Origin of the sequence: uncultured Pseudosulfitobacter sp. (assembly GCF_963976325.1) — a bacterium.
In the GTDB taxonomy this organism is placed as follows: domain Bacteria; phylum Pseudomonadota; class Alphaproteobacteria; order Rhodobacterales; family Rhodobacteraceae; genus Pseudosulfitobacter.
Window position 1 is genome coordinate 21,429 of sequence record NZ_CAXBJW010000017.1, and the last position, 14,929, is coordinate 36,357.

A 14,929-nucleotide genomic window follows, 5' to 3' on the forward strand; every position below is an offset into this window, starting at 1 on the left:
AGCGGGTGGGCAAAGCGGGGTAAACCGTCCGTATACCTCACGCCGCATGATCAGGCGGCGTGGGCTGCTTTTTCAAGCAATGCGATGTCGCGGGCAAAGCTTTGCGCAATCCGCGCATCCAGTGTTTCATCGAAAAAACATCGCGCCTGTACGTCCGGCAGGGCGTCCAGAACCGGCGGCTCCATCGCATGGGCGCCCGGAACATCGGCCTGCGCCGAGGGCGGATTTGTGCCGATGTCGGGCGCTGGCAGACGGCTGTCGGCCCATGCGGTCATCGCCGCCAGCGCCGCGTCGCGCCGACCGTAGTCGAACAGATGCGTATAGGTCATGCCGCGCAGGAACAGATGCTGCGGACGCCAGTCGGGGGCCAGCGTGCCGGGCTTGGCCGCGGCCACGTGGCGCACGAAATCGGCAAAGCACACCGAGCGGTGGAAATCGGGGCGATCCTGCCCTTGGATGGCGGCCATCACCGGTCCGGTGGCGGCGTGGTATTGCGACAGGTGGCGGTCCCGCTGGAACTGGGTGCGCCAGACCGCCAGCAGCCGGTCGCGCGGCGCGCGCAGCACGGCCAGCCGCATGAAATCGGGCGCATCCGCATAGGCGCGCGCCTGTGGTTTGGGATGGTCCCCCAGACGCAGGCCGGTGTTGACATGCGCGGTCAGCAGATCGACATCGCGCAGGATGTAATCGCTGTCGGGATGGCCCGACAGCCGCACCATATGCGCCGCAAGCGCGTCGCCCCCACTGCCCGGAATGGCACAGCAGATCAGCCGCGCCTGTGGCAGCACAAAGGCCTGGCCCAGCGGCCATTTCATCTTGGTTTTCTGGCTGCGTTTGCCGGCCTTGAACTCGGGCGCGTCGATCAGCGCCGCGTAAAGCTGCGCGGTGCTGGCAAAGGGCGGGCGTTTGTCGGCAGGCGGGGTGCGCCCCAGAAAGAACTGGTAGGCGCGGTCGATCTCGGCGGCGTCCAGCGTCATGGCCTTGCCCCGCGCGCCGCCCGTCCCAGAATGTCGTCCAGCCGCTCGGAATAGCGCCGCGCGATGGCCTTGTCCGAAAAGTTGCTCTGCACGAATTCAAACGCCGCCTGTGCCTTTTGCGCGCGCAGGGCGTCGTCCCCCCAGGCCAGCCGCATCTGCTGCGCGGCCGAGGCCACGTCCGGTTCGGCCCATTTCTGGCCCGGCAGCACAAAGATATAATCGTCCTGTTCCAGCTCGACCTCTTGGTAATCCACCAGAAACGCCGTGTCGGGCGAGCAGAAATCCATATTGCCGGAATAGCCCGTGGCCACCACCGGCACGCCCAGATGCATCGCCTCGATCATGCCAAAGCCCCAGCCTTCGGACTTGTGCAGCGAGATATAGCAGTCACAGCCCGCCTTCAGCGCCAGCAGGTCGGCATAGTCCAGCGTTTCATTCAGCACCGTGATGCGCGGATCGGCGGCGACGGCAGCATCGACCGCATCCCAGATGCGCGACTGGACCGGGTCCATGATCTTTTCGCGGTTCTGCGTCTTGATCACCAGCCGCACCGGCCCGATCCCCTCGAAGGCCTGTTTGAACGCCTTCAGCACCCCCAGCGGGTTCTTGCGCTGGACAAAGGAAAAGCTGTCGAAGGTGACCAGAAACACGAATGTGCCCGCATCCCAGCCAAAGCGCGCCAGCACGTCCTGCTTGGCGGTGCTGCGGTCGATGGGCGGCAGATCCTCGTAGCACATGCCGACGTTGTGCACCGGCGTGTCGGTGTGCGGGCGGTAGATGTCGACGCCGTAATCGGTCGACACCCAGATCTCGTCCAGCATCTCCATCGCCAGGTAGTGACAGGCGGCGGGGCTGTCGAGCTCCCAGTAGAAATAGCCGATGTTATAGGCATCCGAAAACACGTCCGGCGCATAGGCAAAGACCAGCGGGATCGATTCCGCGTTCAGGTGGATCAGGTTCACCTTTGCGCGTTTGTACTCGGACAGCCGGCCCACTTTGGAAAAGCCTTCGGGCGCGGGGTTGTCCAGACCGAAGTTCACCGGGTTCACGCTGTAACCGGTCTGCGCCAGGATCTGCGCCGACAGCCGTGTCGCCTGTCCCAACCCCGAGGCTTTCTCGAACGGGCCGATCAGTTGCACATCGACCTCTTCGATGTCGGGCGACAGGGCGGGCAGGCGGGCCGCCTCGATCCGGTGGCCGCGCGGGGTGAAGGTGGTGAATTCCAGCCGGTCCAGGTCAAAGCCCTGCGCGCGCAGCACGGCGGCATAGCCGGTGCGGTCCAGATCAAGCGCGGGCGCGCCGGGCAGGGTGGCCACGCTGCGCGCCCAGCCTGCGGCACCGTCGGCCAGCAGATCGGTCACGGCATCCCGCGGCAGATAGCGCAGGAAATCGGGCCGTTGCACCGCCAGCAGCATCAGCGCGGCCAGCAGGCTGCGCCGCCCGTCTTCGGTGCTGCGGTCCAGCAGGCCAAAGGCGGGGTTTTCCAGAACGAACCGCTCCATGAACAGGGTCAGCGGCACCGCGCTGTCTTCGGTGCCCGGCACCGGCGTCGCCAGAAAGTCGATATAGGGCGCGGTCACCAAACAGTCTTCGCAGTGCAGCGCATGAACCTGGTTGATGCTCCACCAATAGACCAGACCCAGCAGCCAGTCGCGGTTTTCGAATTCAAGGCTTTGCATGAACTGCGGCATCTTCACCAGGCTGGACCAGGTGGCGCGGCTGAGGTTGAACTGCACCCCGCCGATGGGCAGCGGCGTGTTCATATGCTCGATGGCTTCGGCGCTCAGCGGCACCCGCAGACCTTTGCGCATCGGGCTGTAGCCCATCAGATACCAATGCATGAAATGCAGCGCCGCATCGGCGTCACCGCCAAAGTCAAACTGGGTGTCCAGCTTGTAACGATAGCGCGAATAATCGGCATAGGCGTTGACGATTTCGGGCAGGGGGCGGCCGTTGAACGCGCTGTGGTTTGCAAACATCGGCGCATGGGCGCGCAAGGCCGGGCGCGGGGCGTCCAGCACGGCGCGCGCGCCGCCGCGGTTGTCCACATTGTCTTGCAGGCGCGCCAGCGTCTGGACCGCGTCCTCCAGACGGGTGGCAAGATGGGCGGCGCGGTCTTCGTTCGACACCTGCACGCCCGACGCCGAGGTGGCCCGGTCAACCCGCAGCACCCCGATGCGCCCCAGCGGCACGTCCATGACGCGCACTTCGGCCAGCCCGCCGCGCGCATGGATCGCGTCGCGCAGCATCGACGACAGGCCAAAGACAAAGCCCGCCCAGCCATCGCCCAGCCCTGCGGAATGCAGGTCCGAACGGTACAGGTTCACAGGGGTTTCAGCCAGCAGCTCGCCGCCCGCATACAGGCCCACACGCGCAGGCTTGCCACTGCGCAGCATCACCCAGCCGTGCAATGTCCCGTCATGGATGCCGTCCACGTGGCCCCGGAGCCCCAGGGCCAGACGTTGAACAAGCTTTCGCAGCGGGGGAACGCCGGTTTTAGCCAAGCGCGTCAAAATCGGATTTGGCCATCATCTGCGCCAGCCCGCGCACATCGACCTTGGCCTTCCAGCCGAATGTCTTCTCGGCCTTGGCCGGATCGCCCAGCAGCAGATCGACCTCGGCAGGGCGGAAGAACTTGTCAGAGATCACGACAACGGTCTTGCCGGTCTTGCGGTCGGTGGCGGTCTCGTTGACGCCCTCGCCGGTGAATTCCAGATCCATGCCCAAAGCTTCGCCGGCAAAGATGATGAAATCGCGGATCGTGGTGGTGACACCGGTGGCCAGAACGTAATCGTCGGCCTTGTCCTGTTGCAGCATCTGCCACATGCCTTCGACGTAATCGCCGGCAAAGCCCCAGTCGCGTTTGGCGTCCAGGTTGCCCAGCACAAGCTGGTCGTCCGAGCCGTGGGCGATCTTGGCCAGCGCCAGGGTGATCTTGCGGGTCACGAATTCCTTGCCGCGCAGCGGGCTTTCGTGGTTGAACAGGATGCCGCACGAGGCGTGCATGTCAAAGCTTTCGCGGAAGTTGGTGGTGATATAGTGACCATAAACCTTGGCCACGCCATAGGGCGAGCGCGGGTAGAACCGTGTGGTTTCGGACTGCGGCACTTCCTGCACCAGACCGTACATTTCCGAGGTCGAGGCCTGATAAAACCGTGTCTCGGGCGAGAAGGTGCGCAGGCTGTCGAGAATGCGCACAACGCCCACCCCGTTCACATCCGCCGCATAGGCGGGCAGTTCCCAGCTCGATCCGACAAAGCTTTGCGCGGCCAGGTTGTAGAATTCGGCGTAATCATTGCCGCGAATGATGCGGTTGATGTTGTTGACTTCGGCCAGGTCGAATTCATGCAGTTCGACGTCCTTGTCGATGCCAAGTGCTTCCAGACGCGGTGTTTCCGGCTGGCTGATGCGACGCACACCACCGTGGACCTCATAGCCTTTTTCCAGAAGGAGTTTGGACAGATAAGCGCCGTCCTGGCCTGTGATGCCGGTGATAAATGCTTTTTTCATTAAGAGAAAACCTTGTCCAAACTGCCTATTCCTACGCGTGCTGGCTTGATAGCGGCGCCCCACCTTCACTTCAATCCCTGAATCCCCCTGTGCCCCCCCATGGCGGGCCGGTGGCGGTGCTGTGCCTATCAGATCAGCAGGCTGCCTTGCGACAGCATCGACAGATCGGTGTCGGCCAGCACGATATGCACGCCCGAATGGTCAAAAACCACGTCATCGCCCTGTTGCGTGAACGCGTCCAGCGCCTGTGCCGCCGAGGCAAAGCCGAAACCGTCCAGGTCCAGCCAGTCCCAGGCTTCGAAGTCGTGCACGGTGGTGGTGCCGGCGTCCGTCGCCTTGAAAACAAACTTGTCCGCCCCCGCCCCGCCATAGAGCGCATTGGTGCCGCGCCCGCCGCTCAGCGTGTCGTCGACGCCAAGGCTGCGCATATAGGCCACCACATCATCGCTGGTGCTGGCGATGAACTCGACCGATTGGGCAAAGCCGCGCACGACCTGCTGGCGGGTCAGCGCGCCGCTGTCCAGCCGGTCCACCCAGGACGCCAGCCCACCGACATCCGGCAGCCGGTCCAGCACGTTGTCATAGAGCAGCGTCACAAAGGCCGCGTTGTCGGTGGCGCCATAGGTGCGCTGGAACTCGGTCGAGGCGACAAAGCCGGTGACCACGTCCAGATAGGCCCGTCCCGATCCCAGCTGCCCCATCCAGTTGGCCAGGCCGTTCGCATCCGGGGCGCGGTCCAGCGTGGCCTGATACAGGCGGAACACATCGTCGGTCCAGGCCGCTTCCGTGCGTGCCTCGATGAAATCACGGGCCGCCCCGCGGGTGCCTGCGATGAATTCGGCACTGTTGGAAAAGCCCAGGACCACCTCGGCGCGGGTCAGCCGGCCGTCGTCCAGCGCGTTGATCCAGCCCTGCGCACCGGCACCGGGATCGCGGCCCAGTACGTTGTTGAACAGCAGCGACACAAAGGCCGCGTTGTCCGCCGCCCCGTAAGTGCGCTGGAACTCGGCCGAGGCGATGAACCCGTCCGTCACGCTTTCCAGCGTGTGGCTGCCTTCGACGATCTTCCACGTCCAGCTGTAATGTCCCGCCCCGTCCGGGCCACGGCCCAGCGTCGCGTGATACAGGCGGTAAACCTCGGCGGACACATCCGTCTGGCCCACGTCGAACGCGTCGCCGAACAGCTTGTCGTTGCCCTGGCCACCGCCCAGCGTGTCGGCCCCGTCCATGCCAAACAGCATGTCGTGCCCGCGCGCGCCTTCCAGATGGTTGGCGCTCGCGTTGCCGGTGATCCGGTCATCGCCGTCACCGGCCACCATGTTTTCGATCTGTCCCGCGCCCAGAGTGACCCAGCTGGCGCCATCCACGCGCAGCACGCCCGATTGCTCCAGTTCCACCGAGATGTCGCCGGTGATCGCGGCCATGTTGATCCAGTCCGCGCCGCCGTCGGCGTCGTTCAGTGTGCGCCGGTCGGATTCAATCCCTGCAAGGGTCAGGAAATCATCGGTAAAGTCCCAGCGCGTGTCGGTGCTGGCGGCGTCGCCGACAAATTCGATTTTAACGCTGTCCAGCCGGCCTGTAGAGCCATAGCCGGTGTCGGTGATCCGCACGGTCCAGTCGCCCACCGAGGACTGCCCCAGGTGGTTGCGCAGCCCAAAGGTCCAGTCGTCCGAGAAAGACCCCGATGCGTCGCCGTCAAAGACCAGGCTTTCGGTGCCGTCAGGGGCGATCAGGGTGATTTCCACCTGGCTGTTAGAGCCGTGATACCAGTCCACGGTCAGGTAGATATGTTCGATGTCCATATCCTTGGTGACCGTGATGGTGCTTTCGACGCTTTGATAATCATAGAGATATTGCACCGGATCGGTGTCATAATAGGTGCGCGACACCTCGTTGGTGCTGGTGCGCGCGCCGTCCTGCATCAGGCTCCAGAATTCGGCCATGCGCACGGCGGCAAAGGCGTCGATGCTGCCAAAGCCGTACGACTGGTGAAAGGTCATGCCGCCACCGTTCCAGGTGCCGCTGTCGGTCCAGTCCCAGCGCCCGACCTCGTCGCCAAAGCCTGAACTGCCATAGCGCGATCCGGTGTGCGCCGCCGACACCGCCAGAATGTTCTGCACATCGCGCCAGCCCAGCCCATCGTTGGCCTGCAACATCAGCGCCACCACACCCGACACCACCGGCGTGGCCGCCGAAGTGCCGCCGAACTGGCTGGTCATGCCCAAATCAGGCAGGGGATCGGAAATGCCAAAAGCCCATTCGTTGTCGCCGTTGTAGCCGTCGCCGCCCGAGCGGTCGGTGGTATAGGCCGCAGCCCCCGCCGAAACCAACAGGTTGTGGCCAAAGTTGGAATAATCCTGCACCCGCCCGAACTGGTCCAGCGCGCCGACGGTGATCACCGTGTGGGCGCTGTTCAGCCCTTCGCCCTGGGCATTGGCGGCCGCGTTGCCCACAGCCTTGACCGCGATCGACCCCAGCCCGCCGCGGCCATCGTCAACCCCGGCCTGGAAATCGCGCGCTTCCCAATACAGTTGCGATCCATAATCGCCGATGTCGCCGTAATCGAGAAAATCCGACCCGTAGCCCCAACTGTGGTTGGTCACGTCAAAGGCCGAGATATAGGCCAGATCGACATAATCGTTGATGAAATCCATGCCGGTGATCTGCGCGCCCCAGGCCACGCCAACGCCGCCGGTGTCGTTGTTGGACGCCGCGATGATGCCCGCCACCGACGTGCCATGACCGTCGTAGGTGGTGTTCGGTTCGCCGTCGTCGCCGTAATATTCCAGGCTTTCGTTGTAATTGTCGCGCAGGTCCACATGGGTCTGTTCGACCCCATCGTCAAAGATGCCGACGTTCACGCCGGTGCCGTCAAACTCGGCCCAGATGGCTTCGATGTCGCCCAGCAGGTCGAAATGCCATTGCCGGGAATAATACGGGTCATTGGGGGTCATAACCGGGCCCTTGAACTGGAAAGGAAAAGAATCTTTCCTCCCTTACAGCGTGTATTGGCCGCAGGGCAATTGCGCCCATACGGCACCGTTTTCGATCCTTTGGCGACAGTTGCATCCATGTCGCAAAACCACATCTTTTAACATAATCTTGCTTATAGGCGCTCTTACAGCAGCATCAGCATCTGCGCCGTGACCACGTCCAGATCGGCGTCCAGAAAGGTCACGGTGACCCCCTGGTCGTCGAACACCACATCGTCGCCGACCTGCTGGAAATGGCTCAGCGCGCCGCCCTTGCCGCCATACCCAAACCCCTGCAATTCGATCCGGTCCCAGGCCTCGAGGTCGACCACCGTGTGGTTGCCCCCGTCAAAGGCCGCAAAGACAAAGGTGTCGGACAGCACGCCGCCATAGAGCACATCCTCGCCCGCGCCCCCCTCAAGCCGGTCGTTTTCGCCCAAGCGCCGCAGATAGGCGGTCAGGTCGTCGCCGGTGCTGCGGATGAACTCGCCCGACTGGGCAAAGCCGCGCACCACTTCCTCGCGGCTGCGGGTGCCCTCGCGCAGGTGGGTCAGCCAGTTGTCCATGCCCGCAGTGTCGGGGTCGCGGTCCAGCACGTTGTTGTACAACAGCGTCACGAACTGGCGGTCGGTGGCATCGCCATAGGTGCGCTGGAATTCGCGTGATCCGACAAAGCCCGCAGCCACATCCGTATAGGTCCAGTCGCCCGCCATCCGCCCCGACCAGTCCAGCAGTCCGGCCACGTCGGGGTCACGGCCCAGCGTCGCGCGGTACAGCCGGTAGACATCATCGACCAGCGCCGCCTGATAGCCCGCAAAGCTCATGCCCATGCTGTCCAGCGCCGTGTCGGCCTTGAACTCGGTCGATTCCGAAAAGCCGCGCACCACTTCGGCGCGGCTGCGGGTGCCTGCCTCAAGATGCCCGGTCCAGAACGCCAGCCCGCCCGGATCGGGGGCACGGTCCAGCACGTTGGTGTACAGCAGGGTGACGAATTCCGCATCGGTGGTGTCGCCATAGCTGCGCTGGAATTCACGCGACCCGACAAAGCCCGAGATCACGTCGAGCAGCCCTTGCGATCCGTCCACCAGCGCATCGGTCCACTGTTTGTGCCCGCCCCGGTCGGGGTCGCGGTCCAGCGTCGCGCGGTACAGCCGGAACACCTGGCCCGCCGGATCGTCAAAGCTGGCGTGCACCGCCTCGCCGCGCAGCAGATCGTCGCCGGTGCCGCCCTGCAACACGTCATCCCCGCCCGTGCCGATCAGGGTCTGCGCCTCTTGCTGGACCGGTCCGGTGTCCACGTGCCACAGGCCCATCAGGTCGGTGATCTGGAAATCGGACCGGTCCAGCGACTGGCCGTTGTGGCTGAAAATGCGCAGCTCTTCGCCCTGGAAGATGATCTTGATGCCGTCAGGGGTGCTTTGAAACTTGAACGCATCCAGGGAATAGGCGCGGCCCATGCCCGACAGGTCGATGGTGTCCACGCCGACCTGAAAATCGGTGATGATGTCGCGGCGGCCGTCGGCCTCGAAGACGAACAGGTCGGCGCCCGCGCCGCCGGTCAGCCGGTCCTCGCCCTTGCCGTCGATCAGGATGTCGTCGCCGCCCCTGCCGTCCAGGCTGTTGGCCGCCCCGTTGCCTTGCAGGATGTCGTCGCCGCCGGTGCCGGTCAGATCGGCGCTGCTGCCGCCCGCCGTCTGCACCGTGCCCAGATGCCCCAGATCGACCGCCAGTTCGGTGACCCGCAGCCCGCCCTCGCCCGAGGCAAAGATGCGCAGCACCCCGTCCTGCACCAGCAGGCTCAGGCCGGTGACATTCTCCAGCGCCATCGCGGTGCTGTCGGCAATGGTGTCCAGATGCACCAGCCGCCCGTCCGGCAGCAGCGTCAACAGCGACAGCCCGTCGTCGGCCCCGCCTGCCACGATGAACACACGGCCCTCGGTTTCGATCACTTCCATCTGTGTCAGAGACTGGAATCGCGTGTTCAGGTCGTCGTTGACCTGATCGACCAGCGCCAGCTTGCCCGCCGCCTGCACCTGCATCACCGAGATCGAAGAGGTGCCCGCCGCCGCCATCAGAACAAAGGTCTTGCCACCCATCTGCACCACGTCGACCGCCGTGGGGTTGGACACCGGCAGCCCGCCCGCGGCATCCAGACGGTGCGCCAGCGACACCTGCCCGCCCGCGCTGATCTGCAACAGGTTCACCGCATTGTCCTGCGCCGACAGCGTCACCAGCCAGGTCGCCCCGTGCGCCGTGACCTGCGCCATGTCGGCCACGTCGCGCGCGCCGATGGCACCGCCCAGATCCAGCACCGCCTCGAAGGCCCATGTGCCGTCGTCACGCTCTTGCCAGCAGGTGATGCCGTCGCTGTCCTGCCCTGCGGTGAACACCAGCACCTTGCCGCCCGCCGCCTCGATCCGCTCCATGCACGAAATCCGCCCTGCGGCCCCCTGCACCGGCGCGCTATAGGCCACGCGCCCGTTCGCGTTCAGCACATGCGCCACCATCGGCGCGCCTTGCGGACCAAAGGACAGCAAGGCCAGCGATCCCTGGTACACGCCCAGTTCCAGCCGCCCCGGCGCGGTCAGCCCGTCGGCGTCGCCCACGAACACCCGGTGCATCAACGAAAAATCCCCGTCGGGATTGCGGATCTCGATCCACTGGCCGTCGACGCTGATCGTGGCGACGCGCGGCCCCTTGTTGCAGGTGTAGGATACAAGATCGCTGATGCCCGACACAAACGCATCGGACCCGCCGGCACCTGTGCCGACATGTGCAAGATAAGCCACCCCCGGCCCCCTTCATGACAGTCCGGCCCACCCCTGAGCCATGCAACCGGTATCGCGCCGCAGCGGTTAACGCGGGCAGAACCAACCGTGGCGGAATTGGGGCGCTTGCGTAAAAATCAACAGATGTGAACGCGCGCGCCGTTCGTTAACGGCTTGGCAACCATGATCACTTGCGCCACCTATGAGCCATGACCGCCCTGCCCGCCTTTACCGTGCTGATGGCCACCCGCAACGGGGCCGCGCACCTGCCTGCGCAACTGGCCAGCCTTGCCGCCCAAAGCCATTCCGGCTGGCGGCTGTGGGTGTCGGACGACGGCTCGACCGATGCCACCCGCGCGCTGGTGCAGGATTTTGGCCGCGACCACGACGTGCGGCTGATCGACGGGCCGCAACGCGGGGCGGCGGCGAATTTCATGCACCTGTTGTGCCATCCCGACCTGCCGCGCGGCCCGGTCGCGCTGTCGGATCAGGACGACATCTGGCTGCCCGACAAACTGGCCCGCGCCGGTGCCGCACTGGCGCGCGCGCGCGCACCGGTGCTGTACGGCGCGGGCAGCATCCATATGGGTGCGGACGGTGCTGCGCGGGGCACCTCGCCCGACTGGCCGCGCGGCCCCAGCTTTGAAAACGCGCTGGTGCAGAACGTGGTGTCGGGCCATTCCACCGCGCTGAATGCTGCGGCACTGGACATCGTGCGGCAGGCGGGCGTGCCGCGCGGCATCGCCTTTCACGACTGGTGGCTGTACCAGCTGATGACCGGCGCGGGGGCGCAGGTGGTGCTGGACGCCCATCCGGTGCTGCACTACCGCCAGCACGACGGCAACGTCATGGGCAGCTTTCGCGGGCCACTGGCGCGGCTGCGGCGGCTGGGGCTGATGCTGGATGGCACATTCGGCGGCTGGATGGCGACGAACATGGCGGCCTTGCAGGCCACGGGCGCGCTGACCCCTGCGGCAAAGACCGTGTTAGAGACTGTTTTAAGCGCCTCTTCTGGCCCTGCCCGCGCCCGCGCCCTGCGCCGGACGGGGGTTCATCGTCAGGGCCGCGCAGACACCGCCGCCCTTTATGCCGTGGCGGCGCTGGGGCGGATCTAGGCCGTGGCCCTTGATCGACAGTGAAAATAACGCTATATAATGTCAAAATAACCGGCAATCCGTCCACAGGAGCCGCCCCATGCAGATCGCGAAATTCACCGAAGGCGGCCAGTTCGAGCCGCGCAACATTGCCAGCGTCCTGCGCACCTCGGCCGAGGAAATTGCCCAGACCGTGGGTCTGAGCAAGGACGCCCTGCAACGGCGCACCCGCGTGCAGTCGGACAAGACCCAGCGCCGCCTGCGCGAACTGGTCGAAGTGCTGAACAAGGTTACACCGCGTTTTGGCTCTGAACTGATGGCCTATGCCTGGTATCGCTCGGAGCCGCTGCCCGGCTTTGACGGGCGCACCGCCATGCAACTGGTTCAGGACGGCAAGGCCGGTCAGGTGCTGGACTATATCGACGCGGTCGATGCGGGCGTGTTCGCCTGATGCCTTTGAAAAACGGGTGCTATCAGGGGCCGCTCTACCGTGCCCTGAACCCGGTCTATGCCCGTGAGCCGCTGTCGGGGTACGGCGCTGCACGCTATGGCGGGCGGTTCAACGCCCCCGGCACGCCCGCGCTTTACACAGCACTGGACCCGACCACCGCCCTGCGCGAGGCCAATCAGGCCGGCAGCCTGCAACCCACGGTATTGGTGTCCTACCGCGCCGATCTGGGGCCGGTGTTTGACAGCCGCGACATGCAGGCGCTGGCCTCCTATGACATGACCCCGGCGCTGATGCAGGCCCCCGACTGGCGCGCGGCCATGCTGGACGGCCGGCCGGTGCCGACGCAGATCTTTTCTAATGCCCTTGTTAGGGACGGTTTTGCGGGGCTTCTGGTCCGCAGCTTTGCCAAGGGCGCGGACGCGGATGCGCTGAACATTGTGCTGTGGCGCTGGACCGGCACGACCTGTGCGCTGGCGGTGGTCGATGATGAAAACAGGCTGGGGCGGATCTAGGCTCAGATCCGGCGCGGTTTGGCCATGTTGGCCTGATGCACCTCGATCGCCTCGTCCAGATCGTCGTAATAGATCAGCTTGCCGTCTTCCAGCACCGCGCCCGCGTCACACATCTGGCGCACCTGCCCCATCGAGTGGCTGACCATCAGCGCCCCCGAGTTGCGCATCCGGTCGGCAAACAGCCGCGCGCTCTTGGCCTTGAACGACGCATCGCCCACCGCCGTCACCTCGTCGATCAGATAGGTGTCAAAGGCGATGCCCATCGAGGTGCCAAAGGTCAGCCGCGATTTCATCCCCGACGAATAGGATTTGATCGGCATGTGAAAATGCTGCCCAACTTCGGCAAAATCCTGCACGAAATCCACCAGCTCGTCGGTGTCCACCCCGTAGATGCGCGCCACGAACCGCACGTTCTGCGCGCCGGTCAGCTCGTTGTGGAAAGACCCGGCAAAGCCCACCGGCCACGAGATCGTGCCATCCGAGACAATCCGCCCCCACGTGGGGTCCATGGTGCCCGCCACCATGCGCAGCAGGCTGGACTTGCCCGCCCCGTTGCGCCCCATCAGGGCCACGGCCCGTCCAGTGGGAAAGGTGGCATTCAGGTTGTCGGCCACCACGGTGCGGCGGCCTTCCAGCGTGTAGATCTTGGTCAGGTTCTCGAAACGGATCATCTCCGGCCGCCTATTTCCGGTCCCGCAGCGCATAGCCCAGCAACGTGGCAATGCCCCAGGCCAGGAACAAAAACAGCGTGGTCAGGGCCAGCAGCACGCCGCGTTCGGGGAACCGCGAGGTTTCCGCCTTGGTGGGCAACACATGCGCCGCCAGATAGCGGCTTTTGCGGCGCGCCTCGGCCTGGCTGGCATCAAAGGCGGCCAGCGCCGAAATATAGGTGCGCTCGGCAAATTCGCGGTCCACCACCAGACGTTCGTATTCGCTGACCAGATTGGCAAAAACCCCGTCCACCTGCGCGTCGCCGCCCAGACCCATTTTCTGGCGCTCGGCTGCAATACGGTCCTCGATCACCTCGACACGGCGCTGCGCCTGCGTCAGGCGCGGGTCGTTTTCGCGGGTGGTGTCGCGCAGGATGTCCAGATCAATCAGGGCTTCGGCCAGTTGCGCCTGCAAGGTGCCCAGCAGGCCGGCCTGCACCTGGGTGTCCTGCGAGGGGTCGACCATCTGGTTGGCGTTGCGGAAGCGGGTGATCGCCTCGCGCGCCAGTTTCAGCCGCTCGACAGCGGTTTCCAGCTCTTCGCGGGCATAGCGGATCGCGTCCTCGCGGGCGATGGCGCTTAGATCGTTGATCATCTCGCTTGAGCGGTCGAACAGCGCCTGCGAGATGGCAAGGGCATCGTCGGGGTCAAAGGCCAGCGCGCGCACGTCGATCAGCCCCGCACCGCTGTCATAGGTGATCGTCACCATACGTTCCCAATAGGCCACCAGATCCTCGATCGAACCGCCCTGATCCAGCCGGAACCACGGATCATCCGGGGCCTTGCTCCAGATCTTCCACAGGTCGATCTCGTTGTTGATGTCGGCCACCAGACGCTGGCTTTGCAGGAATTCGTACAGGATGTCGGTGTCGCTTGAACTGGACCCCGACAGCGCGGTGATCCCGCCCAGAATTTCGACAGCCGAGCCGACCTCTTCCTTGCGCACCGAAAAGCCCACGCTTGACGCATATTGATCCACCGCGCGTGTCCACAGATAGGCCGCGACGACGCCCGCAGGCAGGGCCACGAAGACCAGGAACGACAGCAGCACGACCCAGTGGCGGCGTCTGGCGCGGGCGGCAGCCACCGGCGGGCGCGGCGCGGGGCCTGCGGCGGCGGGTTGCGCGGGCTGTGGGTCGGGTTGTGGGCTAGGCTGGGGGGCCGGTTGGGCGCCGGGTTGGGCCGTATCGGTCGCGGGTGCCGCGCGGGCGGCTTTGGTTTCGGCCTTGGCTGCGGCTTTGGCGGCTTTCTTCTTGGCGTGTTTCTCGGCCTTGGCGGCCCGGGCCGCCATCATCTCGGGCGAGCGCGGAGGCCCCTGCGGCGGACGCACAGCCGCAGGCGCAGGCGTCTCGGGGGCAGGTGTGGTGGTCGACCCCACCGCCGGCGCCGGATCGGACGGGGCGGGTTTGCGTGTGGCAGGCCCTGCCCCGATCCGGCGCGGCTTGTCCGCAGTGCCCCGGTCAGTTCCGCGGTCAGTTGTTCCCCGGTCCGGGCGCGTGGCCTCTTTCGAGGCGTCGGTTTCAGAGGACACCGTTTCAGGGTCTTCGGAAAGACGGGCGGATCGGTCGGATTCAGTTTTTGCGGAGTCGGACACGCGGCCCCCTGCGGGATGATTGTGACTTGACCGTGATTGGTACATAACATCGGTGGCGAACACCAGAACCGATCCGACCGGCCCCTGCTCTGTCGTCTTCCGTCACCCGCCACGCAAGGCCGCCATGACAACGCTGACCGACCCCGTGCCCCCGCAGACTCCGCAAAAGCCGCGCCGCAAGACCCTGCGCGCCTTTCCCACCCTGCGCACCGTGCTGGCGCTGATGCTGCGCGAGATGTCCACCACCTATGGGCGCAGCCCGGGCGGCTACCTGTGGGCAATCCTGGAACCGGTGGGCGGCATCGCGATGATGACGCTGGTGTTCTCGCTGGCCTTCCGGT

Annotated in this window: 10 protein-coding genes and 1 pseudogene; 4 read left to right on the plus strand and 7 right to left on the minus strand. The window is 65.2% G+C overall.

What is annotated here, in order from left to right:
• Positions 1 to 50: 50 nt before the first annotated feature.
• From AAC077_RS19005 to AAC077_RS19025, 5 genes are all read right to left on the minus strand, one after another.
• Positions 51 to 977: a sulfotransferase family 2 domain-containing protein gene (locus AAC077_RS19005; RefSeq protein WP_339773118.1), complete on the minus strand. Its 927-nt coding sequence runs from the start codon at positions 975 to 977 to the stop codon at positions 51 to 53.
• Positions 974 to 3,412, minus strand: coding sequence for a glycosyltransferase family 4 protein (locus AAC077_RS19010; protein ID WP_339773121.1), 2,439 nt, complete (start codon positions 3,410 to 3,412; stop codon positions 974 to 976). Before AAC077_RS19010 ends, AAC077_RS19005 begins: the two co-directional genes overlap by 4 nt.
• 61 nt (positions 3,413 to 3,473) lie before the next feature.
• Positions 3,474 to 4,487: a GDP-mannose 4,6-dehydratase gene (gene gmd / locus AAC077_RS19015; protein ID WP_339773124.1), complete on the minus strand. Its 1,014-nt coding sequence runs from the start codon at positions 4,485 to 4,487 to the stop codon at positions 3,474 to 3,476.
• 128 nt (positions 4,488 to 4,615) lie between these two features.
• Positions 4,616 to 7,441, minus strand: coding sequence for a DUF4214 domain-containing protein (locus AAC077_RS19020; protein ID WP_339773127.1), 2,826 nt, complete (start codon positions 7,439 to 7,441; stop codon positions 4,616 to 4,618).
• A gap of 164 nt (positions 7,442 to 7,605) precedes the next feature.
• The gene (locus AAC077_RS19025) at positions 7,606 to 10,248 is read right to left on the minus strand and encodes a DUF4214 domain-containing protein (protein ID WP_339773130.1); all 2,643 of its coding nucleotides are present in this window, start codon (positions 10,246 to 10,248) and stop codon (positions 7,606 to 7,608) included.
• 188 nt (positions 10,249 to 10,436) lie between these two features.
• Here AAC077_RS19025 and AAC077_RS19030 point away from each other — a divergent pair, with 188 nt between their 5' ends.
• The 3 genes from AAC077_RS19030 (at position 10,437) to AAC077_RS19040 (ending at position 12,284) form a co-directional block, all read left to right on the plus strand.
• Complete coding sequence (locus tag AAC077_RS19030; protein WP_339773132.1) at positions 10,437 to 11,342, plus strand: glycosyltransferase; 906 nt, start codon at positions 10,437 to 10,439, stop codon at positions 11,340 to 11,342.
• Positions 11,343 to 11,421: 79 nt separating this feature from the next.
• Positions 11,422 to 11,772 (plus strand): MbcA/ParS/Xre antitoxin family protein, encoded by a 351-nt coding sequence (locus AAC077_RS19035; RefSeq protein ID WP_339773133.1) that lies wholly within the window; start codon positions 11,422 to 11,424, stop codon positions 11,770 to 11,772.
• A complete protein-coding gene (locus AAC077_RS19040) occupies positions 11,772 to 12,284 on the plus strand; it encodes an RES family NAD+ phosphorylase (RefSeq protein ID WP_339773135.1) in 513 nt (170 codons plus the stop codon). The genes AAC077_RS19035 and AAC077_RS19040 overlap by 1 nt, the downstream gene beginning before the upstream one ends.
• Positions 12,285 to 12,286: 2 nt before the next feature.
• Here the strand turns inward: AAC077_RS19040 and AAC077_RS19045 are convergent, their stop codons facing one another.
• Together AAC077_RS19045 and AAC077_RS19050 are read right to left on the minus strand one after the other, a co-directional pair.
• Positions 12,287 to 12,955, minus strand: a complete 669-nt coding sequence (locus AAC077_RS19045) for an ABC transporter ATP-binding protein (protein WP_339773137.1) — start codon at positions 12,953 to 12,955, stop codon at positions 12,287 to 12,289.
• 10 nt (positions 12,956 to 12,965) lie between these two features.
• A complete protein-coding gene (locus AAC077_RS19050; protein ID WP_339773140.1) occupies positions 12,966 to 14,588 on the minus strand; it encodes a capsule biosynthesis protein in 1,623 nt (540 codons plus the stop codon).
• A gap of 52 nt (positions 14,589 to 14,640) precedes the next feature.
• Here AAC077_RS19050 and AAC077_RS19055 point away from each other — a divergent pair.
• Positions 14,641 to 14,929 (plus strand): annotated as a pseudogene (locus AAC077_RS19055) (hypothetical protein); the annotation flags it as partial.

Bases quoted from the DNA above. Each gene is read 5' to 3' on its own strand.
- AAC077_RS19005 (WP_339773118.1), bottom strand. From the start codon at position 977: ATGACGCTGGACGCCGCCGAGATCGACCGCGCCTACCAGTTCTTTCTG.
- gmd (WP_339773124.1), bottom strand. From the start codon at position 4,487: ATGAAAAAAGCATTTATCACCGGCATCACAGGCCAGGACGGCGCTTAT.
- AAC077_RS19020 (WP_339773127.1), bottom strand. From the start codon at position 7,441: ATGACCCCCAATGACCCGTATTATTCCCGGCAATGGCATTTCGACCTG.
- AAC077_RS19030 (WP_339773132.1), top strand. From the start codon at position 10,437: ATGACCGCCCTGCCCGCCTTTACCGTGCTGATGGCCACCCGCAACGGG.
- AAC077_RS19035 (WP_339773133.1), top strand. From the start codon at position 11,422: ATGCAGATCGCGAAATTCACCGAAGGCGGCCAGTTCGAGCCGCGCAAC.
- AAC077_RS19040 (WP_339773135.1), top strand. From the start codon at position 11,772: ATGCCTTTGAAAAACGGGTGCTATCAGGGGCCGCTCTACCGTGCCCTG.
- AAC077_RS19045 (WP_339773137.1), bottom strand. From the start codon at position 12,955: ATGATCCGTTTCGAGAACCTGACCAAGATCTACACGCTGGAAGGCCGC.